General features: G+C 73.5%; 21 protein-coding genes. 19 read left to right on the top strand and 2 right to left on the bottom strand.

Annotated features, from left to right (window positions below):
• Nucleotides 1–28: 28 nt before the first annotated feature.
• The 6 genes from ACZ58N_RS31840 (at nucleotide 29) to ggt (ending at nucleotide 6,904) form a co-directional block, all read left to right on the top strand.
• Nucleotides 29–709 carry a response regulator gene (locus tag ACZ58N_RS31840; protein ID WP_471166953.1) on the top strand — a complete coding sequence of 227 codons (681 nt, stop codon included), beginning with the start codon at nucleotides 29–31 and terminating at the stop codon, nucleotides 707–709.
• A gap of 6 nt (nucleotides 710–715) precedes the next feature.
• Nucleotides 716–2,170 carry an ATP-binding protein gene (locus ACZ58N_RS31835; protein WP_471166950.1) on the top strand — a complete coding sequence of 485 codons (1,455 nt, stop codon included), beginning with the start codon at nucleotides 716–718 and terminating at the stop codon, nucleotides 2,168–2,170.
• Nucleotides 2,167–2,688, top strand: coding sequence for a hypothetical protein (locus ACZ58N_RS31830; protein WP_471166947.1), 522 nt, complete (start codon nucleotides 2,167–2,169; stop codon nucleotides 2,686–2,688). Before ACZ58N_RS31835 ends, ACZ58N_RS31830 begins: the two co-directional genes overlap by 4 nt.
• 68 nt (nucleotides 2,689–2,756) lie before the next feature.
• Nucleotides 2,757–4,016 (top strand): cytochrome P450, encoded by a 1,260-nt coding sequence (locus tag ACZ58N_RS31825; protein WP_471166945.1) that lies wholly within the window; start codon nucleotides 2,757–2,759, stop codon nucleotides 4,014–4,016.
• A 184-nt stretch (nucleotides 4,017–4,200) separates the two neighbouring features.
• Entirely contained in the window at nucleotides 4,201–4,965 is a 765-nt protein-coding gene (locus ACZ58N_RS31820; RefSeq protein ID WP_471166942.1) for a phosphorylase family protein, read from the top strand.
• A gap of 139 nt (nucleotides 4,966–5,104) precedes the next feature.
• Nucleotides 5,105–6,904 carry a gamma-glutamyltransferase gene (gene ggt / locus ACZ58N_RS31815; RefSeq protein WP_471166939.1) on the top strand — a complete coding sequence of 600 codons (1,800 nt, stop codon included), beginning with the start codon at nucleotides 5,105–5,107 and terminating at the stop codon, nucleotides 6,902–6,904.
• Between the two features lie 27 nt (nucleotides 6,905–6,931).
• On the opposite strand, the gene map is transcribed toward ggt, so the two are convergent.
• Complete coding sequence (gene map, locus ACZ58N_RS31810; RefSeq protein ID WP_471166937.1) at nucleotides 6,932–7,699, bottom strand: type I methionyl aminopeptidase; 768 nt, start codon at nucleotides 7,697–7,699, stop codon at nucleotides 6,932–6,934.
• A gap of 64 nt (nucleotides 7,700–7,763) precedes the next feature.
• On the opposite strand from map, the gene ACZ58N_RS31805 reads away from it, so the two are divergent.
• The 8 genes from ACZ58N_RS31805 (at nucleotide 7,764) to ACZ58N_RS31770 (ending at nucleotide 16,103) form a co-directional block, all read left to right on the top strand.
• Nucleotides 7,764–8,015 carry a helix-turn-helix domain-containing protein gene (locus ACZ58N_RS31805; RefSeq protein ID WP_471166934.1) on the top strand — a complete coding sequence of 84 codons (252 nt, stop codon included), beginning with the start codon at nucleotides 7,764–7,766 and terminating at the stop codon, nucleotides 8,013–8,015.
• An 811-nt stretch (nucleotides 8,016–8,826) separates the two neighbouring features.
• The gene (locus ACZ58N_RS31800) at nucleotides 8,827–9,192 is read left to right on the top strand and encodes a hypothetical protein (protein WP_471166932.1); all 366 of its coding nucleotides are present in this window, start codon (nucleotides 8,827–8,829) and stop codon (nucleotides 9,190–9,192) included.
• A gap of 122 nt (nucleotides 9,193–9,314) precedes the next feature.
• Nucleotides 9,315–9,695 (top strand): PPOX class F420-dependent oxidoreductase, encoded by a 381-nt coding sequence (locus ACZ58N_RS31795; RefSeq protein ID WP_471166930.1) that lies wholly within the window; start codon nucleotides 9,315–9,317, stop codon nucleotides 9,693–9,695.
• Nucleotides 9,696–9,740: 45 nt separating this feature from the next.
• Complete coding sequence (locus tag ACZ58N_RS31790; RefSeq protein WP_471166928.1) at nucleotides 9,741–11,363, top strand: hypothetical protein; 1,623 nt, start codon at nucleotides 9,741–9,743, stop codon at nucleotides 11,361–11,363.
• Nucleotides 11,364–11,530: 167 nt separating this feature from the next.
• A complete protein-coding gene (locus tag ACZ58N_RS31785; protein ID WP_471166925.1) occupies nucleotides 11,531–12,373 on the top strand; it encodes a nitrilase-related carbon-nitrogen hydrolase in 843 nt (280 codons plus the stop codon).
• A 38-nt stretch (nucleotides 12,374–12,411) separates the two neighbouring features.
• Nucleotides 12,412–13,665: an aspartate aminotransferase family protein gene (locus tag ACZ58N_RS31780; protein WP_471167107.1), complete on the top strand. Its 1,254-nt coding sequence runs from the start codon at nucleotides 12,412–12,414 to the stop codon at nucleotides 13,663–13,665.
• A gap of 10 nt (nucleotides 13,666–13,675) precedes the next feature.
• On the top strand, nucleotides 13,676–15,076 hold the full coding sequence (hydA, locus tag ACZ58N_RS31775; RefSeq protein ID WP_471166922.1) for a dihydropyrimidinase: 1,401 nt from the start codon (nucleotides 13,676–13,678) through the stop codon (nucleotides 15,074–15,076).
• Nucleotides 15,077–15,089: 13 nt separating this feature from the next.
• Entirely contained in the window at nucleotides 15,090–16,103 is a 1,014-nt protein-coding gene (locus tag ACZ58N_RS31770) for a TIGR03842 family LLM class F420-dependent oxidoreductase (RefSeq protein ID WP_471166919.1), read from the top strand.
• A 52-nt stretch (nucleotides 16,104–16,155) separates the two neighbouring features.
• On the opposite strand, the gene ACZ58N_RS31765 is transcribed toward ACZ58N_RS31770, so the two are convergent.
• Nucleotides 16,156–17,721, bottom strand: a complete 1,566-nt coding sequence (locus tag ACZ58N_RS31765; protein WP_471166917.1) for a protein kinase domain-containing protein — start codon at nucleotides 17,719–17,721, stop codon at nucleotides 16,156–16,158.
• Between the two features lie 170 nt (nucleotides 17,722–17,891).
• Here ACZ58N_RS31765 and ACZ58N_RS31760 point away from each other — a divergent pair, with 170 nt between their 5' ends.
• The 5 genes from ACZ58N_RS31760 (at nucleotide 17,892) to ACZ58N_RS31740 (ending at nucleotide 25,058) form a co-directional block, all read left to right on the top strand.
• Nucleotides 17,892–19,805: an FHA domain-containing protein gene (locus ACZ58N_RS31760; RefSeq protein ID WP_471166914.1), complete on the top strand. Its 1,914-nt coding sequence runs from the start codon at nucleotides 17,892–17,894 to the stop codon at nucleotides 19,803–19,805.
• 211 nt (nucleotides 19,806–20,016) lie between these two features.
• Entirely contained in the window at nucleotides 20,017–20,649 is a 633-nt protein-coding gene (locus ACZ58N_RS31755) for an RNA polymerase sigma factor (protein WP_471166912.1), read from the top strand.
• Nucleotides 20,646–21,002, top strand: coding sequence for a hypothetical protein (locus ACZ58N_RS31750; RefSeq protein WP_471166909.1), 357 nt, complete (start codon nucleotides 20,646–20,648; stop codon nucleotides 21,000–21,002). Before ACZ58N_RS31755 ends, ACZ58N_RS31750 begins: the two co-directional genes overlap by 4 nt.
• 179 nt (nucleotides 21,003–21,181) lie before the next feature.
• Entirely contained in the window at nucleotides 21,182–21,988 is an 807-nt protein-coding gene (locus ACZ58N_RS31745; RefSeq protein WP_471167105.1) for a thioesterase II family protein, read from the top strand.
• 217 nt (nucleotides 21,989–22,205) lie between these two features.
• On the top strand, nucleotides 22,206–25,058 hold the full coding sequence (locus ACZ58N_RS31740; protein ID WP_471166906.1) for a helix-turn-helix transcriptional regulator: 2,853 nt from the start codon (nucleotides 22,206–22,208) through the stop codon (nucleotides 25,056–25,058).
• Nucleotides 25,059–25,178: the final 120 nt, after the last annotated feature.

The raw sequence follows: 25,178 nt of genomic DNA, 5'->3' as shown, positions 1-25,178 counted from the left end.
CCACCGACCTTCTGGGGATACTGACCGGATGCCACGCGTACTGCTGATCGAGGACGACCCTTCCATCCGGGAAGGCGTCGCACTCGGGCTGCGCCGCCGCGGTCACGAGGTGGGCGCCGCGGAGACCGGCGAGGAGGGCCTCGCCCTCATGGCGGGTTTCCACCCCGAACTCGTCCTGCTCGACCTCATGCTGCCCGGCATCAACGGCGTCCAGGTCTGCCGCCGGATCCGTGAGACCAGCGAGGTCCCGATCATCATGCTCACCGCGCGCGGCGACGACTTCGACATAGTCGTCGGCCTCGAAGCCGGCGCCGACGACTACGTCGTCAAACCCGTCCGCACCGAAATCATCGAGGCCCGCATCAAGGCGGTCCTGCGCCGACTCGGCGACGCCACCGTCCGCCAGGGCATCGAGCACCACGCCGAGCTCGCCGTCGACCGCGCCGGACTGACCGTCGCGAAGAACGGGGAGCGCGTCCCCCTCGCCCCCAGCGAGATCAAACTGCTGCTGCACCTCAGCGCCTCGCCCGAGCAGGTCTTCTCCCGGCAGCAACTGCTGGAGTACGTGTGGGAGCACAGCTACCACGCCGACGCCCGGCTCGTGGACGCCTGCGTGCGCCGGCTCCGCAACAAGATCGAGGACCCCGACGGCAGCCCCCGCTACATACAGACCGTGCGGGGCTTCGGCTACCGCTTCGGACCGCTGTAGCCGACCGTGCGCAACCTCGCTCCCCCCGGCCTGCGCACCCGCCTCATCGCGGCGTTCCTCCTCGTCGCCGCGATCAGCGCGGTGAGCACTGCCGCACTCACCTACCAGCGAGCCCGCACGGCGATCCTCACCCAGAGCCAGGACACCGCCGTCAGCACCCTGCGGGACCAACTGGAGGGCCAGACCCTCGCGCTGCCGATGGAACAGCACCAACTGCAACGCCTCGTCACCGACATCGGCAAACGCGGCAAACCGCACCCCTGGGTGGTCTTCGGCGAGTACGGCACCCTGCGCGCCTCCTCCAACGTCACCCCCGCGACCTCCGCCGTCCTCACCGACCGGCTCCGCCGCCAGGTCGCCGCCAACCCGCACGGCGCCTTCCAACGCGTCGACGACGGCCGCGGCGAGTCCTACCTCACCATCGGCATGCCCGCCGTCATGGACTCGGCCGACGGCTCCGCCCGCCCCACCGGCGTCGTCCTCTACGCCGTCATGCCGCTCGGCGCCGAGGAACAGACCGTCGACGCCATGGTCGAAGCCGCCCGCCAGGGCGCCGTCCCCGGCCTCGCCATCGCGGTCATCCCCGCCCTGCTCGCCGCCCGCAGCGTCCTGCGGCCCGTACGGGACATGCGGCGCGCCGCCACCCACCTGGGCCGCGGCAGGCTCGACACCCGCATCGAGGTACGGGGCTCCGACGAACTCGCCGGCCTCGCCCGCACCTTCAACGAGACCGCACGCGCCCTGGAGGAATCCGTCGCCGAGCTCCGCGAGGCCGAGGTCCGGGCCCGCCGCTTCGCCTCCGACGTCTCCCACGAACTGCGCACCCCCCTCGCCGGCATGCTCGCCGTCACCGAAGTGCTCGACGAGGACGCCGACGCCGAACACCTCGACCCCGACACCGCCAAGGCCCTGCGCCTGATCAGCTCCGAAACCGGGAAGCTGGCCGTGCTCGTGGAGGACCTGATGGAGATCTCCCGCTTCGACGCCCGCGCCGCCGAACTCAACCTCGACGACGTCGACATCGCCGAAGCCGTCGGAAAGACCCTCGAACTGCGCCACTGGGACGACGACCGGGTGACCGCCGACCTTCCCCGGGAGATCCGGGCCCGCCTCGACCCCCGCCGCTTCGACGTCATCCTCGCCAACCTCGTCGGCAACGCCCTGCGGCACGGCGCCGCCCCCGTACGGATCGGCGTCCGCACCCAGCCCCACCCCGACGGGGAACGCCTGCTGATCGAGGTCACCGACAGCGGACCCGGCATCGCCCCCGACGTGCTCCCGCACATCTTCGACCGGTTCTTCAAGGCCGACGCCGCCCGCACCCGCTCCGCCGGCAGCGGCCTCGGCCTCGCCATCACCCTGGAGAACGTCCGCCTCCACGGCGGCACCCTGCGCGCCGCCAACGCCCTCGCCGCCGGCGCCGTGTTCACCGTCGACATGCCGCTGGAGGCCGTCGCGTGACCCGCACGCCCGCCCCCGGCCGCCGCACCACCGCCCTCGCCGGCATGGCCCTCGCCGGCCCCCTGCTGCTCACCGCCTGCGGGATCGCCCCCACCGGCGTCATCGAGAGCGGCGCTCCCGCACGGGTCGCCGTCGCCTCGCCCGCCCGCGGCCCGCTCGCCTTCTTCATCGGCCCCGACGGACGGCTGGTCCCCTCACCGCAGCCCCGCAGCGCGACGAGCGGCCCGCTGAGCGGCGTCCTCGGGCTGCTGCGCGGCCCGGGCCGCGCCGAACTCCGGGCCGGCCTCGGCACCCGACTGCCCGCCGTCGAGGGCCCCGACATCGCCGCCGTGTCCGTCGTCCCCGTCGCCGACGACGGCCTGGACGTCCGCCTGCCCTTCCCCGTCTCCGGCCTCGACGCCGTGGCCCGCGGCCAGCTCGTGTGCAGCGCCACCTCCACCCTCGGCTCCGACCACGAGGTCTTCCTGCACGGCACCGACACCGCCCTGGACCCCGAACGCTGCCGGCCGGACCACTGAAGGCCGCCGCCCCGGCCTCCCGCGCGGCCCCCTTGCGGACGCCCCGCCCGCCCGCCACCGTGTGGACCATGCAACGCGCCGCCGACGTCCCCGACGTCTTCGACCCCCGCGTCTACGCCGAAGGCGTCCCGCACGCGCGCTACCGGACCCTGCGCGACCGGCACCCCGTCTCCTGGCAGGCCGAGCCCGAGATCCTGGGGTGGCCCGCCGGCCCCGGATTCTGGGCCGTCACCCGGCACGCCGACGTCGTGCACGTGCTCCGCGACCACGCCACGTACTCCTCCTGGGCGGGCGCCACCCAGATCCGCGACCCGGACCCGGCCGACCTGCCGTTCCTGCGGAGCACCATGCTCAACCAGGATCCCCCCGGGCACGGCCGGCTCCGCCGCCTCGTCGCCCGTGCCTTCACCCCCGCCCGCGTCGACGCCTTCGCCGACCGGGCCCGCGACCGCGCCCGTACGCTCCTCACCGCCGCCCGGGACCGCGCCGAGGACGGCAGCACCGATGTCGTGGCCGCCGTCACCGACGAGTACGCGCTGCTGAACCTCACGGACCTGCTGGGCGTCCCGCCCGCCGACCGGGCCCTGCTGCTGGAGTGGACCGTACGGATCATCGGCTACCAGGACCCCGAGGACGCACCCGAGCCCGTCACCGGTCCGGACGGAACACCGCTGAACCCCCGCTCCCCGGCCCTGCTCGGCGAGATGTTCGCGTACGCGCGGGAACTGGCCGCGCACAAACGGGCCCATCCCGGGGAGGACGTCATGACCGCCCTCGCCCAGGCCGGGCTGGACCCCGCCGAACTGGAGATGTTCTTCTTCCTGCTGACCGTCGCGGGCAACGACACCGTGCGCAGCGCCGCCCCCGGCGGGCTCCTCGCCCTGGCCCGCCACCCCGACGCCTACCGCCGCCTCGCGGACGGCAGCGCGCCCGTGGACCGGGCGGTCGACGAACTCCTGCGCGTCCACCCGCCCGTGCTCAGCTTCCGCCGCACCGCCACCCGCGACACCGTCCTCGCGGGCGCCCGGATCCGGGCGGGGGACAAGGTGGTGGTGTTCCACGCCTCCGCCAACCACGACGAACGCGTCTTCACCGACCCGCACCGCCTCGACCCGACCCGCTCGCCCAACCCGCACGTCTCCTTCGGCGACGGCCCGCACGTCTGCCTCGGGGCGCACTTCGCCCGCCTCCAGCTCCGCGTCCTCCACGAGGAATGGCGCGCGTCGCTACCCGCCCCCGAACTGACGGGACCGCCGCGCCGGTTGGTGTCGAACTTCATCAACGGGATCACCCGCCTCCCGCTCCGGGTGTCCGGGCCGCCCGCCTGACGGCGCCGCCCGCCGAACCCCGCCGAGGGCGCCGGCCGGCGGTCCGGGGACAATGGTGCGCACGTCGTCGTTCACGCGGCCGGGGACGGACAGCCACCCGGGGCGGGGACCGCACGGGGACGGGGTCCGCCCCGCCCCCCGCGGCGACGTCGACGCACCGACCCGTGGAGAAAGAGCCGTGAACATGTCTGACGCACCGACCGGGGACCGGCCGGACTGGGGAACCGCCTTCCGTTCCATCGCCGACGACTGGCTCTTCGCCGACGTCGACGGCCCGCTGCCGGCCGAGGCGGTCCTGCCCCTGGAGAACCCCGACCTCTACGACTCCGGTGTGTGGGACAAGCACCTGAAGATCGTGGAGCGCTACCGCACGGTCTCCATCGGCGTGTACGCGGGCCGGCGCATCGCCGTCCTCAACGCCAAGCTCGGCGCTCCCGCCGCCGCGATGGCCATCCAGGCGGCGGCCGGCCGCGGCGTGCGCAGCCTGGTCGGCGTGGGCTACTGCGGGGCCGTCGCCGACGACCTGCGCTGCGGCGACCTCCTCGTCCCGACCGGCGCGGTATCCGCCGACGGGACCAGCGCCGCCCTGTGCCCCGGACGCTACCCGGCGGTCGCCGACCACCAGCTCGTACGGGCCCTGCACGACACCGCCCCGGGCACCCTGCGCGACGGCCTGGTGCACACCCTGGACGCCGTCTACACGCAGGACTCGGCGCTCGTCGAGGAATGCCGGCGCACCGGCGTGTCCGGCATCGACATGGAGACCGCGGCGGTCCTCACCGCGGCCCGGCTCTCCGGGATGCGGGCCGCCACCCTCCTCGTCGCCAGCGACCACCCCGGCCTCGGCCTGCCCACCGACGGAGCCCTCATCGGCGCCGGCTTCGACCGGGCGATGGGGCTGGCCCTGGAGGCACTGACCGCCGGGAGCGTCGACCAGGGCGTGGTGTGACCGTCCCGCCCGATCCACGGCGTCGGGGCCGGTCCCGGGCCGTGGGGTCCGGCACCGGCCCCGAGCGGCCGGCCGGTCCCCTGACGCGGCGGCGGGGCGACCGCTAGGCTCTGCGGACGTTGTCGACCGGAGGTCCGCCATGCACCGTCCTGCCGCACGTTCGTTACCACTGCTCGCCCTGGTCGGAGCGCTCGTCTCCACCGGCGCGGCCGCCCCGCCGTCGTCCCCCGGGGCCCCGCCGAAGGTGCCCGTCGCCGCCGGGTACGGCGGGGCCGTCGCCAGCGTCGACCCGGACGCCTCCGCCGCCGGGATCGCCGTACTGCGCGCCGGCGGAAACGCCGTGGACGCGGCCGTCGCCACCGCCGCCGCGCTCGGTGTCACCGAGCCCTATTCGGCGGGCATCGGCGGGGGCGGCTACTTCGTGTACTACGACGCCCGCACCCGCCGCGTGCACACCATCGACGGCCGCGAGACCGCCCCCGCCACGGCCACCGACACCCTCTTCCAGGAGAACGGCGTCCCGATCCCCTTCGCCGAGGGACAGACCAGCGGGCGCGGCGTCGGAGTGCCCGGCACCCCCGCCACCTGGAAGAGCGCCCTGGACTCCTGGGGCAGCCGGCCGCTGCGCCAACTCATGAGGCCCGCCGAGAAACTGGCCCGCGACGGGTTCACCGTCGACGCCACCTTCCGGGCCCAGACGGCCGCGAACGAGGAGCGGTTCAGGGACTTCCCGGACACCCGCGCACTGTTCCTGCCGGGTGGGGCACTGCCCGTCGTCGGCTCCACGTTCAAGAACCCCGACCTGGCCGACACGTACGCCGAACTCGGACGCAAGGGGACCGGAGCCCTCTACCGGGGCCCGATCGCGGACGACATCGTCCGGACCGTCCGCAAGCCCCCGGTCGACCCGGCGGCCACCCGCATCGTCCGCCCCGGTGACCTGACCGCCGCGGATCTGCGCTCGTACGCGACGAAGCGGCAGGAACCCACCCGGGTGGGGTACCGCGGCCTGGACGTGTACGGCATGGCGCCCTCCTCCTCCGGCGGCACCACCGTCGGCGAGGCCCTGAACATCCTGGAGCGCTCCGACGTCCGCGAGCTCTCCGAGAGCCAGTACCTGCACCGTTTCATCGAGGCCTCGCGGATCTCCTTCGCCGACCGGGGCCGCTGGGTGGGCGACCCCGCCGCCGTGGACGTCCCCACCCGTGACCTGCTCTCGCAGCGCTTCGCCGACTCCCGCGCCTGCCTGATCCGGCCCGACCGGGCGCTGACCAGCCCGCTGGCACCCGGCGACCCGCGCCGGCCCGTGCCCTGCGCCACCACCGGGCAGGCGGCGCCGACCACGTACGAGGGGGAGAACACCACGCACCTGACGGTCGCCGACCGCTGGGGCAACGTCGTGTCGTACACCCTGACCATCGAGTCCACCGGCGGCAGCGGGATCACCGTCCCGGGGCGGGGCTTCCTGCTGAACAACGAGCTGACCGACTTCTCCTTCGCGCCGGCCGCCCCCGGCGTCCCGGACCCGAACCTGCCCGGCCCCGGCAAGCGGCCGCGCTCCTCGATGTCCCCGACCATCGTGCTGGACGACGGGCGTCCGGTATTGGCGGTCGGCTCCCCGGGCGGCGCCACGATCATCACCACCGTCCTCCAGACCCTGCTCGGCCACCTGGACCGGGGGCTGCCGCTCGTCGACGCCATCGCGGCGCCGCGCGCCAGCCAGCGCAACCAGACCACCACCGAACTGGAACCGGGCCTGTGGAACAGCCCGTTGCGGGCCGAACTGGAAGCCCTCGGCCAGGGTTTCCGGCAGAATCCCGAGATCGGCGCCGCCACCGGGGTCCAACGCCTCCCGGACGGCCGCTGGCTCGCGGCCGCCGAGACCTCCCGCCGCGGCGGCGGGTCCGCGATGGTCGTCCACCCGCACGGCAAGCCGTAGACACCGCCTCGTCGGCGGCCCCGGGACCTACGGAGCGGTGAGGATCCTGGGGCCGTCGGTGGTGACCGCGACCGTGTGCTCCGCGTGCGCGGCGCGGCTGCCGTCCACGGTGCGCAGGGTCCAGCCGTCGGCGTCACAGGTGTAGTCGTCGGTGCCGCCGGCGGTCAGCATCGGCTCGATGGCGAGGACCATGCCGGCGCGCAGCCTCATCCCGCGCCCGGCCGGGCCCTCGTTGGGGACGCCCGGGTCCTCGTGCATGCTGCGGCCGATGCCGTGACCGCCGAAACCGTCGGGAATGCCGTAGCCGGCGGCGCGGCAGACGCTGCCGACCGCGTACGCGATGTCGCCGATCCGGTTGCCCGGACGGGCGGCGGCGATGCCGGCGGCGAGCGCCTCCTCGGCCGTGGCGATCAGCCGCAGGTCGGCCGGGCGGGCCCGACCGACCGTGAAGCTGATCGCCGAGTCACCGGCCCAGCCGCCGAGCTGTGCCCCGCAGTCGATGCTGACCAGGTCACCGTCGCGCAGCCGGTAGTCGTCGGGGATGCCGTGCACGATGGCGTCGTTGACCGAGGCGCACACCACCGCCGGGAAGGGCACCGGGGCGAACTGCGGCCGGTAGCCGAGGAAGGGCGAGGACGCACCGGCCTCGTCCAGCACCTCGCGCGCCGTACGGTCCAGTTCCAGCAGGGACACCCCGACCGCGGCCGCGTTCCGAACGGCGGCCAGGGCGTGCGCGACGACCCGGCCGGCCTCGCGCATCTCGTCGATCTCGGGGTTCGTCTTCAGTTTCACCATGCCAATAACTATACCGGTATAACTTTACCGGGATAGTAATCGGGGTCCGGGGTATGCTGGCCCCATGGTCCGTACCCCGTTGACACCCGAAGAGCGTGAACGCGGCGAGCGCCTGGGCGCCCTGCTGCGCGAGGCCCGCGGCACCCGCAGCATGGTCGAGGTCGCGGCGGGGGCCGGACTCTCGGCCGAAACCCTCCGCAAGATCGAGACCGGCCGGGCCCCGACCCCCGCCTTCTTCACGGTCGCCGCGCTCGCGGGAGCCCTCGGGCTGTCCCTGGACGACGTGATGCGGCGCTGCGCCCTCGTACCGGCCTGACATCGGGCGCCCGGCTCCCGGCGCTCCACGGGGGACGTGCGATGTGTGACGTGTGACGTCGGGTGTGCACGCCGGGCGTTCCCGGGTGGTGGGGTCCGTCAGCCTCCGCACCCGATGGGCGGCCGACCCGCGTGGTCCGTCCACTGCGTGCGGTCGCCGGTGCACGGGCACGGGCTGCCGTGCCCCGCGCAACGGCCCGCAGCGTGCTCCTCGAAGCCGTGCAGGCAGCCCGCGCGCGGAGGAGGGTCGGCGCGACGCGGGACGGTGGCGACGGTGAGGCCGATCGCGAACAGGGCGAGCGGCGCCGTGGCGAAGGCCGGCGGGAACCGGTCGCCCCCGCTCACCGACCCCGCCGCCTCATCCGCCGCACGGCGCGAACGGCGACCGCTGCCGCTCCCACCAGGACTCGCACCGGCACACCCCGAACGGCGACCGGCACTCCGCGCACGGCGGCTCGGCGGGCTCCGTCGGCTCCTGCCGCGCGGCTTCGGGCTCGTCCACGCGCCGGAACAGTCGGCAGTCGCAGGGCGGCCCGCCCGCGACGCCCAGGCACCGGCCCAACGAGGGCACGTGGACACCCCTCCCGTGCGCGCAGTCACGGCATATGTGCGCCGCCCTCCCGGCCATCGTGACTCCTTCCGGCGCAACGCCGACCCCGATCGGCGGGGACCGGGCGCCGCGCCCGGACACCGTACGCCGCCGGTGGGATGATCCGACAGGGTGCGGGTCCGGGCCGCCGCCCGGGGAGAGTCCGACGGCCGATCAGCCCAATCGGTGAGGGACCGCCCGGTCGCGGGGGAAACGTGAGGGCGTGTCAGCAACGAACGCAACGAAGGCAACGCACGCCGCCAACGCAACGAACGCAGCCGGCGCACCCACCGCGGCCGGCGCCCTCACCGCTGCCCCCGCCGTGGCAGCCCCGACCACGTCCGCCCCCACCGGGGCGGTCCCGATCGCCGAACTCCGCACGTCCCTTCCGGTCCACGTCCTCGACCTCGCTCCATCCGTCCACGCCCTGAACGCGGCCAACGCGTCGAAGCGGCTCGGCCTCGGGCTCCTCGGAGCCCTCCTCGCGGGCGGACTGCTCCTCGCCGCCTGTACCGTCCCGGACGACCGGCCCCCCGCCCCCGACCCGGGCGACGTCGTCCTTCCGCACCGGGGTGGACCCCGGGAGTAGCTCCCGCCGGGCCCGGGCGGCGCATTCGACATCCCGGGCCCCACCGGCGCGACGACCCGGCGAACCGGTCCGCAGGGGGACTGGTCCGGGGGAGTTCGACGACAGGTCCTAGGCTCACCCCCATGTCCCTTGAACAACTGGGCCGGGCCCGGTACGTGAGCCTCACCACCTTCCGCAAGGACGGCACCCCCGTCGCCACCCCCGTGTGGGCCGTCGCCGACGGCGGCGAACTCTACGTGTGGACGCGCAGCGACTCCTGGAAGGTCAAGCGCATCCGCAACGACAGCAGGGTCACGGTCGTGGCCTGTGACGTGCGCGGACGCATCATCGCGGGAGCCCCCGTGCTGGACGGGCAGGCGCGCCTGTTGGAGGAGGAGGGCCTCAAGCGCGTGCGCCGGCTGATGAGGCGCAAGTACACGTGGCAGTTCTGGATGGTGGACGTACCCGCCGCGCTGGCGCGGGGCGGCAAGCGGCCGCACACCGGGATCGCCGTCAAGCTTTGAGACTCCCGTAGCCCGCCCGTAACACGGGTGGGATCCAATGCGGTCATGGAGACGCCGACTTCACTGGTGATCGAACAACTCGCGGACTGGTTGCGGGGTTTGACCCGCAGGCTGGATCCCGGGGCGGGCTGGTACGGGGAGTTCCTGCGGCGGGACCCCGAGGGGATGCGGGCCTGTCTGGAGGGTGCCGCGGTGCCGCCGTGGGACGTGGTGGAATCCCTGCTCGCCGATCTCGCGGGGCGTGCCGGAGCCGCCGGCGCCGGGGCGGTGGCGCGCGAGGCCGAGTACGGCGCCCGGCTGCGGGCGGCGGCGGTCGCCGCCCGGGACGCCGACCCGGACGGGGCGCGGGAGTTGCCGGCGCTGCTCGCGGCCGCCGTCGAGCAGCGGGCCGTTTCGGAGGCGGCGGTACGGAACCTGACCGAGCGGCTCGGGGCGGGGGTCGACCCGGCGGAGGCGGCCGCGCTCGCGCGGGAGCTGTCCTGGAGCCGGGACGACGCCGCCCGCGCGGCCGCGCGGCACGCCGACCTGACGGCCCGCGTGTACGCGCCGGCCCCCCTGCGCGCACCGGACTCCCACCCCCGGCCCGTCCGGCCGGCCCCCGCCCCGGGGGCGCCGTGGTTCGCGGAACCCGGCGACCGTGCCCCCGCCGACCACGTGCCCGTGGACCACGTGTCCGTGGGCCGCGCGTCGGCCGGTCGCGCTCCGGTCGACCACGCCCCCGCCGACCGCGCTCCGGTCGACCACGCCCCCGTGGGCCGTGCTCCCGGCGAGCCGCTGCCCGCCGTACCCCGCCCGCGGGCGGCCCACGCCCGCCCCGAGGAGTCCGCGCCACCCGTCGCCCCCGCCGCGGCGGGGCGGGCCGAGGGACGGTGGCCGCGCGGCGGGTCGCGGCGTACCGGCGGAGCCCGGTACGCGGGGGCGGCGAGCGTGCGGCCCCCGACCTTCGCCCCGCCGCCGGGGCAGCCGGAGGGTCCCGACGCGCCCGCTCCGGACGGGGCCCTCCCGGCGCCCCGCGGCGCCCGCTACGGCGCCCCGCACACCCCACCGCAGACTCCGGTCCCGCAGGCCGGCGCCGCATCCGGAGCACCGGCCCCGGCCGTAGGAGCACCGGCCCCGGCCGAGGGGGCGGCCCCCGGGCCGGCGCGGGCCCCCGTGGCGGTCTTCGTGGCGAGACTCCTCGATCTGCGGGCCCGGGGTCGGGGAGGCGAGGCGCACGCCCTGCTGTGCGAGGCCGCGGGCTGGCCCGCGCCACTGCTGCCCGCCCTCGCCACCGGGCTCGGCCGGGCCGGTCTCGCCTCCGACTGGGCGACCCTGCTGTGGGAGGCCGCCTCGCTGCCGCCCGCCCGACTCGCCGAGGTCGCCGCCGCGCTCGGGGACGCGGGCCGCGGGACCGACAGCGGCCGGCTGTTGCGTCAGGGCGTCGCCCGTCCCGCCGCCGAAGTGGCGGACGTCGCGCTCGCCCTGGGGGTCGCGGGCCGGGAGGGCGAGGTCCACGCCCTGCTCGGGGCGTTCGTGGGACTGCGCACCGCCGAGGAGGCCGCCGCCCTGGCCCGTCGGGACCCGGGCTGGTTCGTGCCGCGGCTGCTGCACGCGGCCCGCTCCCAGCCCGGCACCCGGCACCGGGACCTCGCGCACGCCCTGCGGGTCGCCGGACTTCCCGATGCCTGAACCGCCCGACTGTCGACCGTAATCGACCGCGTGGTGACGTAACTTGATCGACTACTCCAACTGCGCACGGCGGTCTTGCCCCGGGCTGGGACGCGGCCTACCTTCGACTCCCTACGCACCCCGTCTACGTGCGTAGAAGTCGGCGTTCCCGTCGCGAGGAGCAGCTCATGGCCCAAGTCGTCCGCGCCGCACTCGTCCAGGCCACCTGGACCGGCGACACCGAGTCGATGATCGCCAAGCATGAGGAGCACGCCCGGGCGGCGGCTGCCCAGGGCGCGCGGATCATCGGCTTCCAGGAGGTGTTCAACGCCCCCTACTTCTGCCAGGTGCAGGAGCCCGAGCACTACCGTTGGGCCGAGGCCGTCCCCGACGGCCCCACCGTCCGCCGGATGCAGGACCTGGCCCGCGAGACCGGCATGGTGATCGTCGTACCCGTCTTCGAGCTGGAGTCCGAGGGCTTCTACTACAACACCGCCGCCGTCATCGACGCCGACGGCAGCTACCTCGGCAAGTACCGAAAGCACCACATCCCCCAGGTCAAGGGCTTCTGGGAGAAGTACTACTTCCGCCCGGGCAACCTCGGCTGGCCCGTCTTCGACACGGCCGTCGGCCGGGTGGGCGTCTACATCTGCTACGACCGGCACTTCCCCGAGGGATGGCGCCAGCTGGGCCTGGCCGGAGCCCAGTTGGTGTACAACCCGTCCGCCACCCACCGAGGCCTCTCCGCGCACCTGTGGCAGCTGGAACAGCCCGCCTCCGCCGTCGCCAACGAGTACTTCGTCGCCGCGATCAACCGAGTCGGCCGCGAGGAGTACGGCGACAACGACTTCTACGGGACGAGCTACTTCGTCGACCCGCGGGGCAAGTTCGTCGGCGACGTCGCCAGCGACAAGGACGAGGAACTCCTCGTCCGCGACCTCGACTTCGATCTGATCAAGGAGGTCCGCGACCAGTGGGCCTTCTACCGCGACCGTCGCCCCGACGCCTACGGAGGGCTCGTACAGCCGTGACCAACCCCATCCCCCTGCACAGCCGCCACCGCACCGTCATGCCCGACTGGCTCGCGCTGTACTACGACCGGCCGATCGAGCTCACGCACGGCGAGGGCCGCCACGTCTGGGACGCCGACGGCAACCGCTACCTCGACTTCTTCGGCGGCATCCTCACCACGATGACCGCGCACGCCCTGCCCGAGGTGACCAAGGCCGTCTCCGAACAGGCCGGTCGGATCATCCACTCGTCGACGCTGTACCTCAACCGGCCGATGATCGAACTGGCCGAACGGGTCGCCGCCCTGTCCGGCATCCCCGACGCCCGGGTCTTCTTCACCACCTCCGGCACCGAGGCCAACGACGCCGCCCTGCTGCTCGCGACGACGTACCGCCGCTCCAACCAGATCCTGGCCATGCGCAACAGCTACCACGGCCGGTCCTTCTCCACCGTCTCGATCACCGGCAACCGCGGCTGGTCCCCGACGAGCCTCTCGCCGCTCCAGACGTACTACGTGCACGGCGCCGTCCGCTCCCGGGGCCCCTTCGCGGCGCTGCCCGACGCCGAGTTCACCGCGGCGGCCGTCGCCGACCTGGAGGACGTGCTCGGACAGGCCCGCGGGGGAGTGGCCGCGCTCATCGCGGAGCCCATCCAGGGCGTCGGCGGCTTCACCTCCCCGCCCGACGGGCTGTACGGGGCGTTCCGCGAGGTCCTCGACCGGCACGGCATCCTGTGGATCAGCGACGAGGTCCAGACCGGCTGGGGCCGCACCGGCGAACACTTCTGGGGCTGGCAGGCCCACGGCCGGAACGGGCCGCCGGACATCCTCACCTTCGCCAAGGGCATCGGCAACGGCATGTCCATCGGCGGCGTCGTCGCCCGCGCCGAGGTGATGAACTGCCTCGACGCCAACTCGATCTCCACCTTCGGCGGCTCCCCGATCACCATGGCCGCCGGCCTCGCCAACCTCTCCTACCTGCTGGAACACGACCTCCAGGGCAATGCCCGCCGGGTCGGAGGCCTGCTCCTGGAACGGCTGCGCGCCATCGCCGCCCACGTGCCGGCCGTACGGGAGGTCCGCGGCCGGGGCCTGATGGCCGCACTGGAACTGACCGTACCCGGCACCGACCGGGCCGCCCCGGAAGCCGCCACGGCCGTCCTGGAGGCCGCCCGCGCGGCCGGCCTGCTGCTCGGCAAGGGCGGCGGCCACGACACCAGCGTGCTGCGCATCGCACCGCCGCTGACCCTCACCGTCGCCGAGGCGGAAGAGGGCGCCGCCATCCTCGAACAGGCGCTCCGCAGCATCACGTAGGGGGATTCACATGAGCATCCGCACCCTGATCCGCGGCGGGCTGGTCGTCACCGCCGCCGACGAGCTCCACGCGGACGTCCTGATCGAGGACGGTCGGGTGGCGGCCCTCGCCGCACACGGCTCGGACGCCGCCCGGGCCTGGACGGCCGACCGCACGATCGACGCCTCCGGCAAGTACGTCATCCCGGGCGGCGTCGACGCGCACACCCACATGGAACTCCCCTTCGGCGGCACCGCCGCCTCGGACACCTTCGAGACCGGCACCCGGGCCGCGGCCTGGGGCGGCACCACCACCATCGTCGACTTCGCCGTGCAGAGCGTGGGCCGCTCCCTGCGCGAGGGGCTCGACACCTGGTACGCCAAGGCCGACGGCAACTGCGCGATCGACTACGCCTTCCACATGATCCTCTCGGACGTCAACGAGAGCACCCTCAAGGAGATGGACCTCCTCGTCGAGGAGGGCGTCAGCTCGTTCAAGCTGTTCATGGCGTACCCCGGCGTCTTCTACTCCGACGACGGGCAGATCCTGCGGGCCATGCAGCGGGCCTCCGGCAACGGCGGGCTGATCATGATGCACGCCGAGAACGGCATCGCCATCGACGTGCTCGTCGAACAGGCCCTGGCGCGCGGGGAGACCGACCCCCGCCACCACGGCGAGGTCCGCAAGGTCCTCCTCGAAGCCGAGGCCACCCACCGGGCGATCCAGCTCGCCCGGGTGGCCGGCGCCCCGCTGTACGTGGTGCACGTCTCGGCGGCGGAGGCCGTCGCGGAGCTGGCCGCGGCCCGTGACAAGGACCTGCCCGTCTTCGGGGAGACCTGCCCGCAGTACCTGTTCCTGTCCACCGACAACCTCGCGGAGCCCGACTTCCAGGGCGCCAAGTACGTCTGCTCCACCCCGCTCAGGCCGCGCGAGCACCAGGCCGCACTGTGGCGGGGGCTGCGCACGAACGACCTCCAGGTGGTGTCCACCGACCACTGCCCGTTCTGCTTCCGGGGCCAGAAGGAGCTGGGCCGCGGGGACTTCTCGAAGATCCCGAACGGGCTGCCGGGGGTGGAGAACCGCATGGACCTCCTCCACCAGGCCGTCCTGGACGGGCACATCAGCCGCCGACGCTGGATCGAGATCGCCTGCGCGACCCCGGCCCGGATGTTCGGCCTCTACCCGCGCAAGGGCACCATCGCACCGGGCGCCGACGCCGACATCGTCCTCTACGATCCGCACGCCGAGCAGGTCATCTCCGCCGAGACGCACCACATGAACGTGGACTACTCGGCGTACGAGGGCAGGCGGATCACCGGACGCGTCGACACGGTCCTCTCACGCGGCGAACTCGTCATCGACCGGCGCGAGTACACCGGCCGGGCCGGTCACGGGGCCTTCGTCCACCGCTCCACCTGCCAGTACCTGTAAGGAGAGTCCCGCCATGGACTTCGGCCTCGTCCTGCAAACCGACCCGCCCGCCTCCCAGGTCGTCAGCCTGATGAAGCGCGCCGAACGCAACGGGTTCCGCTACGGCTGGACCTTCGACTCGGCCGTGCTGTGGCAGGAACCGTTCGTCATCTACAGCCAGATCCTCGCCAACACGCAGCGGCTCCACGTGGGGCCCATGGTCACCAACCCGGGTACCCGTACCTGGGAGGTGACCGCCTCCACCTTCGCCACCCTCAACGACATGTACGGCAACCGCACGGTCTGCGGCATCGGTCGCGGCGACTCCGCGATGCGGGTCGCCGGCCGGGCGCCGAACACCCTGGCCCGGCTCGGCGAGGCCATCGACGTGATCCGCGACCTCGCCGAGGGCCGCGAGGCGCAGGTGGACGGGAAGCCGCTGCGCATCCCCTGGATCCGGGAGGGGAGGCTGCCCGTCTGGATGGCCGCGTACGGGCCCAAGGCGCTCGCGCTGGCCGGGCAGAAGGCGGACGGTTTCATCCTCCAACTGGCCGACCCCTACCTCACCGAGTGGATGGTGAAGTCGGTCCGCGAGGCCGCCGTCGCCGCCGGCCGGGACCCGGACGCGATCACCATGTGCGTGGCCGCGCCCGCGTACGTGACCGCCGACGACTCGCCCGCGGCGCTCGCCCATGCCCGCGACCAGTGCCGTTGGTTCGGCGGCATGGTCGGCAACCACGTCGCCGACCTCGTCTCCCGCTACGGCGAGCACTCCTCGATGGTCCCCGAGGAACTCACCGAGTACGTCAAGTCCCGCCAGGGCTACGACTACAGCCACCACGGCCGGGCCGGGAACCCGTCGGCCGACTTCGTCCCCGACGAGATCGTCGACCGGTTCTGCCTGCTCGGCCCGGCCGAGGCCCACGTCGAAAAGCTCCGCGCCCTGCGTGACCTGGGCGTCGACCAGTTCGCCGTGTACGACATGCACGACGCGCGGGAGGCGACCATCGACGCGTACGGCTCCGACATCATCCCGCTGTTCGGCTGACCCCCGGGGCCCGTCGTGGAACGGACCCGTATTCAGTGGATCCCCCCGATGATCAGCCCGTGCAGGTGATGGAGAAAGGCACCGGGTTGGAGGTGGTGCGGGTGGGGCTCTGGAGTTCCACGGCCATACCGGTGGTCAGGTTGCCCGCCTTCGCCCACGTCGTCAGGCGCACGGTGTCGTGGCCCGTCGGGTCGTCCTTCGACCCGATCGACATGGTGCGCCAGTGCGGATCCACCACCGAGCCGTCACCGGACACCCAGCGGTAGGAGATCAGGGTCGGCTCGGAGGCGGTGAACGTCGCGGTGAAGGCCGGGGCCCGGCCCTCGGGGGAGGGGCAGTCACCGGTGTAGGTGGTGTTCGCGCCGACCACCGACATCCGCACGCCCGAACCGGAGGCCGCGTCCCCGCCGGCGCCGTTCAACGCGATGGCCACGCCGCCGGCGATCAGCACGCACGCGGTCGCGCCGGCCCCGACGAGGACCGCCGTACGGCGCTTGCGGGGCGGGGACGCGGGGGGCACGACCGGGGCCTCGGCCGTGGCCGGCAGGACCGGCGCGGTCGCCGCGGGCTGCGGCGCGGGCTCGGGCGCGGGCGTCGGCGCCATGGCGGGTTCCGGCGCCGGGGCGGGCGTCGGCAGGATACGGGCGGCGGCCGTGGTGGCGTCCGGCTCGTGCGCGATGTCCCGCAGGGCCTCCGTGACGCGGGCGGCGGGGGGCCGGTCGGCGGGCTCCTTGCGGAGCAGCCCGGCGATGACCGGGGCGAGCGGGCCGGCCCGGACCGGCGCGGGCGGTTCCTCGTCCACGACGGCCCGCAGGGTGCTCAGCGCGGTGTCCTGCCGGAACGGGGAAACCCCCTCCACGGCCGCGTACAGCAGCACACCGAGGGACCACAGGTCCGACTCGGGTCCCGAGGGGCGGCCGAGCGCCCGCTCCGGCGGCAGGTACTCGGGAGAGCCGACCACCTCACCGGTCATCGTCAGCGCGGTGCTGCCCTCGACCACCGCGATGCCGAAGTCGCTGAGCACCACCCGGCCGTCCTCGGCGAGCAGCACGTTCGCCGGCTTCACGTCCCGGTGCTCCACCCCGACGGCGTGCGCGGCGCGCAGCGCGCCCAGCACCTCCGCGCCGATGTGCGCGGCGTGCCGCGGTGTGAGCGGCCCCTCGGCGCGGAGCAGATCGGCCAGCGACCGTCCGCGGATCAGTTCCATCACGATCCAGGGCCGGTCGTCCTCCGTGACCACGTCGTGGACCGTCACCACGTTGCGGTCGGGTATGCGGGCCGCCGCCCACGCCTCCCGTTCCAGCCGGCTGTACATCCGCGCGATGGCATCGGCCAACAGGCCTGCGGGGGCCCGGACTTCCTTGACGGCGACCTCCCGTTGCAGGGTCTCGTCACGGGCGCGCCACACGGTGCCCATGCCGCCCTCGCCGAGCCGGGACAGCAGCCGGTAGCGGCCCGCGATGAGCCGGTCCCCGCCCGCCGCGGCCGTTGCGCCCGCCGTGGCCGCGGCGCCCGACGTACCCTCCGCGCCCGATGCGACGGCCGTGGTGGTGACCCCGGTGGTGGACGTGAGCGCGGTCTCCGCCACGGTCGCGGTATCGGATTCATCGTTGTGCATGGGGGCAGTTCTCCCTTTGGTCGCCGGCCGACGCGAGACATCACGTACGGACCGGGGCCCCCGGTTCAACGGTGCGCGAAAATTTCCAAGGATTGGTTGAACCGAACACCTTCGCGGGGGCGTGTTGCTGTCGTACGAGGTCAGCAGGCGTCTTTCTCAAGGGGTGTGGAGTGCCATCGGTCATCGTCGGGCGCACGGGTCCGTTCACCGGGCAGAGCGTGGTCCTGGGCAGCGAGCCCCTCAGCTTCGGGCGCAAGAGCGACAACGGCGTCGTGATCGTCAGCCCCAGTGCCTCGCGGCTGCACGCCGAGATCCTCGTGGAGGACGCCGGGTTCGTCCTCCACGACCGGGACAGCCGCAACGGCACGTTCGTCAACGACCAACGGGTCAAGCGGCACGTCCTGCGCCCGAGCGACTGCATCCGGATCGGTGACGAAACGTTTCTCTACGAGGCGCAGGACGCCCTGGAAACGGTCATGGACCTCTCCCTCCTGGACGTCCCCCGGGCGAGCGCGGCGGACCCCGGAACGCTACGGGTCACCATCACGGGCGGCGGCCCGGTGGGCCTGGCCTTCGCCCTGGCGCTCGACGGGATGCTGCCCGGGCGCACGGCCATCACCCTCTACGACGGCCGCTGGACCAGGAAGGGTTCCGAGGTCGTCTGGAAGGACGAGACCCAGGGCAACTTCCGTCGGCAGCAGGTGGTGACCGTCCAGAGCCGGCAGTACCTCGCCCTGCCCGACGAGGCGCTCTCCGCACTGTTCGACGACGAGGGTCAGTACTCCGAGATGTGGCCCGTCGGCCCGGATTCGGTCGACGGTCGCCCGCCCCGCAACATCCGGATCGCCCACATCGAGGACCGACTGCTGGACCTGGCGAACCGCGCACCGGCCATCCGGCTCGTCCCGAAGCGCTTCGACGCGGCGGAGCAACGGAACCGACTCACGCAGGAGCACGTCCTGGTGGTCTGCGAGGGCGGTCGCTCCCGCACCCGTGAGCACTACGCCGACCGGTTCGGCGCGGCCGACACCTCGATCTACTCCCTCGACGGCGAGCACCTCCAGGACGTCGTCCTGGGGCTGCGCGTCAAGTCGAGGCTGCCCGACCCGATGAGCGTGCTGCTCACGGTGTCCCAGAACCGCTTCCTCCTCAACTCGCTGCGCGGCGAGGGCTTCCTGAACATGCGGCTCACCCGGGAGGAGGCGAGGAACGTCATCGGCATCGACCCGGTGCGCCACGTCTTCGAGGAGTGCATCGCCGCCCGACCCTGCCTGATGAGCCGGCAGGAGGAGGACAGCGAGTTCCGCTGCCCCACCCACGGCACCCTCTTCCTCCCCGCCCTGCTGCGCGGCTCCCCGCTGTGGAAGGAGATCCGGCAGGGGCTGCGCCTGTTCGGGGTGGCCGAGGACGACCTGTCGGCGATCACCTCCTTCCGGCTGGACATGGTGCAACGTCCGCGCTTCACCGCGCAGTTGCACCGGCCGACCGCGACCAGCCCCGGTACCTACGGCTTCCTGCTGGGCGACGCGGCCAACGCGATCCACTTCTGGCCCGGTCGGGGTCTCAACAGCGGTCTGGGGTCCGCCACTTCGCTGGCCCGCTCGCTGAGCCGCGCCTGGCGGGGCAAGCCGTTGCGGGACGCCGACTTCATCCGCCACGAGGCGGCGATGTCCATGCTCCAGTACCGGCACAAGAGCCGGGCGTGGAACGCCATGGTGACCACGGACGAGCAGGGCGTCACCCGTGCCATCAGGGACATCATCGCGCGCGCCGCCGAGCCGGTGGTCGGCGGCGCGGTGGTCGGCGCGGAGGGGGAGGACCTGGAGGCGTTGCTGGACCGGATGGTCGGGATCCGCGAACGGCTGGCCCCGCGGATGCCCGGCCTGCCGACGGACGCGGAGTTGCGCGCCCACCTCGCCGGGATCGCCCCCGCGACCCTCCGCACGCTGCGCGAGAGCGGTGCCTGGGACACGCTGATCGTCGGTGGCGAGGAGGCCGACATCGACCTCTTCTACCAGTCCGAGTCCCCGGTCTTCGTGCCGCGCCCGGCCGACCCCCGCAGCCCGTCCCCGGTCGGAGGGTAGCCGGCGCGGCCCGCCGGCGGAAAAATCTCGGCCGGGGATGAACCCTTTCCGGGCCTCGCCGTCTCTCATGTGTGTGCCGGTCGAACGGGTCGGCCCACACAACCGGGAGGAACGTCAATGATGGTCACTGCCATCGTGGTGGTCGCAGTCCTGCTCGTCGGCGCGTGCGTCCGCCACCTGCTGCGGCGCTACGGACGTCGGGCCTGAGGACATGAAGCAACGTTTTCGCTGGCCGGACGAACGGCTGATCAGAGCCGCCCAGGACGGTGACGTCGCCTCGCTCGGCGCCGTCGTCATGGAATCGCAGCCCCATGTCCGCAAGTTCGCCTTCTCGCTCTGTGCCTCGCCGCAGGACGCCGAGGACGCGGCGCAGGAAGCGCTGATCATCCTGTACCGGAAGATCGGCACCCTGCGGGCGACGGGCGCGCTCGCCTCGTGGATGTTCCGGATCGTGCGCAACGAGTGCCTCCGGCAGGTACGGGTCCTCGTCTCGCGGAAGGAGGAGGCGGCATCGACCGCGCCGCAGGCGTGCGTCGAGCCGTCCGCGGAGGAGGAGGTGCTGCACGGACTGGAGGTGGCGCGGATCGCGGCCGCGGTCGGCGCCCTTCCCCGCGACCAGCGCCAGGTCCTGGTCATGCGGGACCTCCAGGGCCTGCCGGGCAGGGTCGTCGCCCGCTCGCTCGGTCTGAGTGACGCCGCGATGAAGTCGCGGCTGCACAGGGCGCGCGCGGCGGTGCGGCACTCACTGGCGGCGACCGAACGGGAGACCGGAAAGGCTGCCTCCGGCGACGACGGGGCCTGTCGATCGATCGACCCGCACGACGCGGGAAAGGCAAGGGGATGAACATCGTGAAGCGGCCCGAGCGGCCCGAGCTGTCCGTGACGGTTCCGGCCACCGGCCGTGCCGGGCCGACCGGGCCGGATTTCGCCAGCAGGTCCGTCCCGCGCCACCTGGTGCGCGGCGCCATCGGCTTCGGGTTGATCGGTGGATCGATCGCCCTGGTGCCCTTCGCCGGCCCGGTCTCCCTGCTCGCCGCGCCGCTGGCCCTGATCGCCTTCCGGGGCTGCCCCACCTGCTGGATGGTCGGATTGGCCCAGACCATTTCCCGCGGTCGACTGGAACGACAATGCGGGGACGAATCCGGCACGTGCACCCTCGTACCGGCGCGACCGGCTACCGGGAAGGTCATTCCGTGATCAACAGTTGAATTGCGAACGGTTTCGGCCTCCGGGGGAGCGCGGCAGGCGATTTTCAGCCGCTATAGGGGTCGAGGCCGTTTCAAACCTAGGGGTACTGGCGAGATTGGCTCTCTGCTAGACATGGAGCAACGGAACGCGTGTGCGGAAGTCGCAAAGGGACTCGACTCATCGAGTTCATGTGCTGCTTCCGGACTGGAACACGGAGTTTTCATCCCTTGATCGACAAGCAGAATGCCGACGGCTGGATCCGCCGCTATCACGCCGCGGACGAAAGCCCGATCCGACTGGTTTGCCTCCCGCACGCCGGTGGATCCGCCTCCTTCTACTTCCCCATGTCCCAGGCCCTGGCCCCGGGGGTGGACGTCCTGAGCGTCCAGTACCCCGGACGTCAGGACCGCCGGCACGAGCCGGGGATCACCGACATCGGCGTCTACGCCGACGCCCTGACCAGGGCGCTCCTGCCCTGGACCGACCGGCCGGTGGCGTTCTTCGGCCACAGCATGGGCGCCGTCCTGGCCTTCGAGGTGACCCGCCGGCTGGAACGCGACCATGGCGTGGACCCCGTACGCATCTTCGCCTCCGGACGCCGCTCACCGTCGAGTTTCCGCCATGAATCCGTTCACCTCCGCGATGACGACGGCATCGTGGCCGAAATGCGTGAGCTCAGTGGAACGAACTCGGCCATTCTCGGCGACGAGGAGATCCTGCGGATGGTGCTTCCCGCCATTCGGAGCGACTACACGGCGATCGAGAACTACCGCGCCGAACCCGGGGAAACGGTGAAGGCCCCCATCACCGTGCTGACCGGTGAGTCCGACCCGCGCACCAGCGCGGAGGAGGCGGACGCCTGGGAAGGCCACACCGGCGGAGAATTCGACATCCACCGTTTTCCCGGTGGCCATTTCTTTCTCGCCAACCACCAGGCGCGGGTTCTGAAGATAATTTCCGACGAGCTCGCAGCGGCCCCCATCCGGAAGGGCTGAGCCGCACGCCGGGCCGGCCGCACGACCGGCGGCCCACCCGGCGGCGCACGGACCAAAGGCACCCGGGCCGGACCGGCCGCCCTCCCCGCACGGAGGACGAGCCCGATCCGGCCCGCGGTGCCCGCAACCACCCCGCCCGCCCGGCGGGGGTGCGAGGAGGCACGACGCAGTGCAGTGCAGGGCAATCTCAGGTGCTCCGGGGGAAGGGAACGAGGCCGTGGCGGCAAGGCTGGTCGAGCGCGAACACGAGTGGGAGACGCTGAACGACCTGTTCGGCAGCGCCCGCCGGGGTCGCGGGCGCGTCGCCGTCATCAGTGGGCCCATCGCCGGCGGAAAGACGACCCTGCTGGAGTGTTTCACCGAGCAAGCCCTGTCCGAGGGGGCGTTGGTCCTGGAAGCGGCCGGCTCCCGCGCCGAGCGCTACCTCCCCTTCGGGATCCTGCGCCGGATCCTCGACAGCGCCGCACCACTGGACCCGGCCGTCCACGCCGAGACCACCGCGCTCCTCGACGGCGTGAGCGCCGAGGCCGAGAGCGCCCGGGACGCGGCGGGCGCGGTCGAGGCCGGCATGCGCGTCCTGCCCCACGTCTGCGCCTCGCTCCTGCGGATCGCCCGCGGCCGGACCGTCGTCATCGCCGTCGACGACGTCCACCACGGCGACGAACTCTCCCGCGCGTTCCTCCTCTGCCTCGCACGCCGGGTCCGGCAGGCGGGTGTCCTCATCGTGCTGACCGAGGCGGTCCGGCTGCTGCCCGCGCAACTCGACTTCCACGCCGAACTCAAGCGCCAACCCAACTGCACCAGCATCCGGCTGCCGCTGCTCAGCGCGGACGGGACCGGCCGCCTCCTGGCCGGGCACTTCTCCACCGCCGCCGCCCAGCGCCTGTCCGCCGACTGCCAGGAGGCCACCGGCGGGAACCCGCTGCTGGTCAAGGCCCTGCTGGAGGACGGCCTGGCCACCCTCGGCGACAGCGAGCCGTTCCAGCCGTTCGTCCCCGCCGAGACCTTCGAACGTGCGGTGCTCGACTGCCTCCACCGCGGCGACCCCGAGATGCCGGCCGTCGCGCGCGGTGTCGCCGTGCTCGGTGACGCCTGCCCGCCCGCCCTGCTCAGCCGCATCACCGACGTCCACGTCAAGACCGCCGAGCTGGCACTCCAGGACCTCGGCCGGTGCGGGATCCTGCGCGACGGGGCGTTCCGCGAGGCCGCGACCCGCCACGCCGTACTCACCGCGACCCCGCCCGGGGCCCTCTCCGCGCTCCACCAGCGCGCCGCGCGACTGCTGCACCAGGAAGGGGCGCCCGCCCTCGACGTCGCCCGGCACCTCCTCGCCGCCCGCAAGCCGGTGGAGGGATGGGCGATCCCCGTCCTCCAGGAGGCCGCCGAGTACGCCCTCGTCGAGGACGACCCCCAACTCGCCCTGCGCTGCGGGGAACTGGCCGTCGACTCGTGCCCGGAGGGCTCCCGTCGCACGGCCCTGAAGTCCCGCCTCGTCAGCATCGTCTGGCGCAGCAGCCCGGCAGCCGCCGAGGGCCACCTGCGGCAGTTGTCCCGGGAGTTCTGCGCCGGCCGCCTCACCGACCGGGACCTCCTGCACGCCGTGTCCTGCCTGGCCTGGATGGGAGAGGCCCGCCAGGCCGCCGAGGCGATACAGGGCCTGCGGACCGCCGCCGACCGGGCCCGTGGCGCCGGCCTGCCCTTCGCCTACGAACCCGACACCCTCGCCGCCGCGCAGAACTGGCTGTCCCTGATCAGCCCTCCGGTGCGGGACGTGTTCGCGCCCTCCGCGGCCCCCGGCACCACCGCGCCCGCGACCGGCCGGGCCGCGTCCCACGACATGCCCGACGACGCCCACGTCCCGGCCGCCGAGGCGATGCGGACCGCGCTGCGCGGCGGCCAGGGGGAGGCGGCCGTCGCCGAGGCCACCCGGGTCCTGCAGCGCTACCACCTCAGCGACCGCACCCTCACCTCCCTCGTCCTCGCCGTACTCGCCCTCGTCTACGCGGGCCGCCTCGACCTCGCCCTGACCTGGATCGACCGGCTGCTCGGCGAGTGCGCCACCAGCAACGCGCCGACCTGGCAGGCGGCCCTCGGCGCCGTCCGGGCCGAGATCGCGCTGCGCCAGGGCGACCTGCCGGGCGCCGCCACCCAGGCCCGCCAGGCCATGTCCCTGATATCCGTGCCGTGCTGGGGCGTGGGCATCGCCCTGCCGCTGGGTGTGCTCATCGAGGCCGAGACCCGGATGGGAAACCTCGAAGAGGCGATGGCCCTGCTGGAGCAGCCCGTGCCCGAGACGATGCTGGAAACCCGGACGGGTCTGCACTACCTGCGCGCCCGAGGCCGCTGCCACCTCGCCACCGGCCGCTACCACGCCGCCCTGCGCGACTTCCTCACCTGTGGCGAGCTGATGCAGGCCTGGGGCATGGAAGCCGCGGAGCCGGTGCCGTGGCGGCTGGACGCCGCCGAGGCGTGGCTGGCCATCGGCAACGTGCCGCGGGCCCGGGAGTACGTCGAGCAGCAGCGGCAGCGCGAGACGGGCCCGGCCGGCAGCCGGCCGCGAGGACCCCTGCTGTTCGCGCTCGCCCGCACCAGCGGCGACCTCGGCTACCGGCTCAAGCGGCTCACCGAGGCCGTGGAAGTCCTGGAACAAGGCGATGACCGGCTTCAACTGGCGCGAACCCTGGGCGAGTTGGGCAGCGCCTATCGGGCGGCCGGGGACTTCAACCGGGCCCGGATGCTCGTCCGCAAGGCCTGGCACGTGGCCAAGTCCTGCGGGGCGCAACCACTGTGCCAGGAGTTCACACCGGGACAGGGCGACGGCGAGCCCGTCCCCGCCGCCGGACGCGAGGCGGAGCCGCCGAGCGAGGCCGAGGTGCTGTCCGAGGCGGAGGCCCGGGTGGCGCTCCTCGCGGCGCGCGGACACACCAACCGGGAGATCGCCACCAAGCTGTACGTGACCGTCTCGACGGTCGAGCAGCACCTGACCCGGATCTACCGCAAGCTCCAGGTCAAACGGCGTCGGGACCTACCCGCCCGGCTGTGGGACCTGAGCCTGCCCGGCATCGCCTGAGGGCCGGGCGCCCGGGTCGGGCCCCGTGCGGGGGACCCGACCCGGGAAGCGGTCGGACACCCGGGGCAGTGCGACCCCGGGTGCCCGACCCCCGCAGCATGCGGCCGACGCCCACGACAA

Source organism: Streptomyces sp. NPDC040432, from assembly GCF_055595445.1.
Note: the sequence above shows the minus strand (reverse complement) of the source record. Positions and strands in the feature narration are given on the sequence as shown.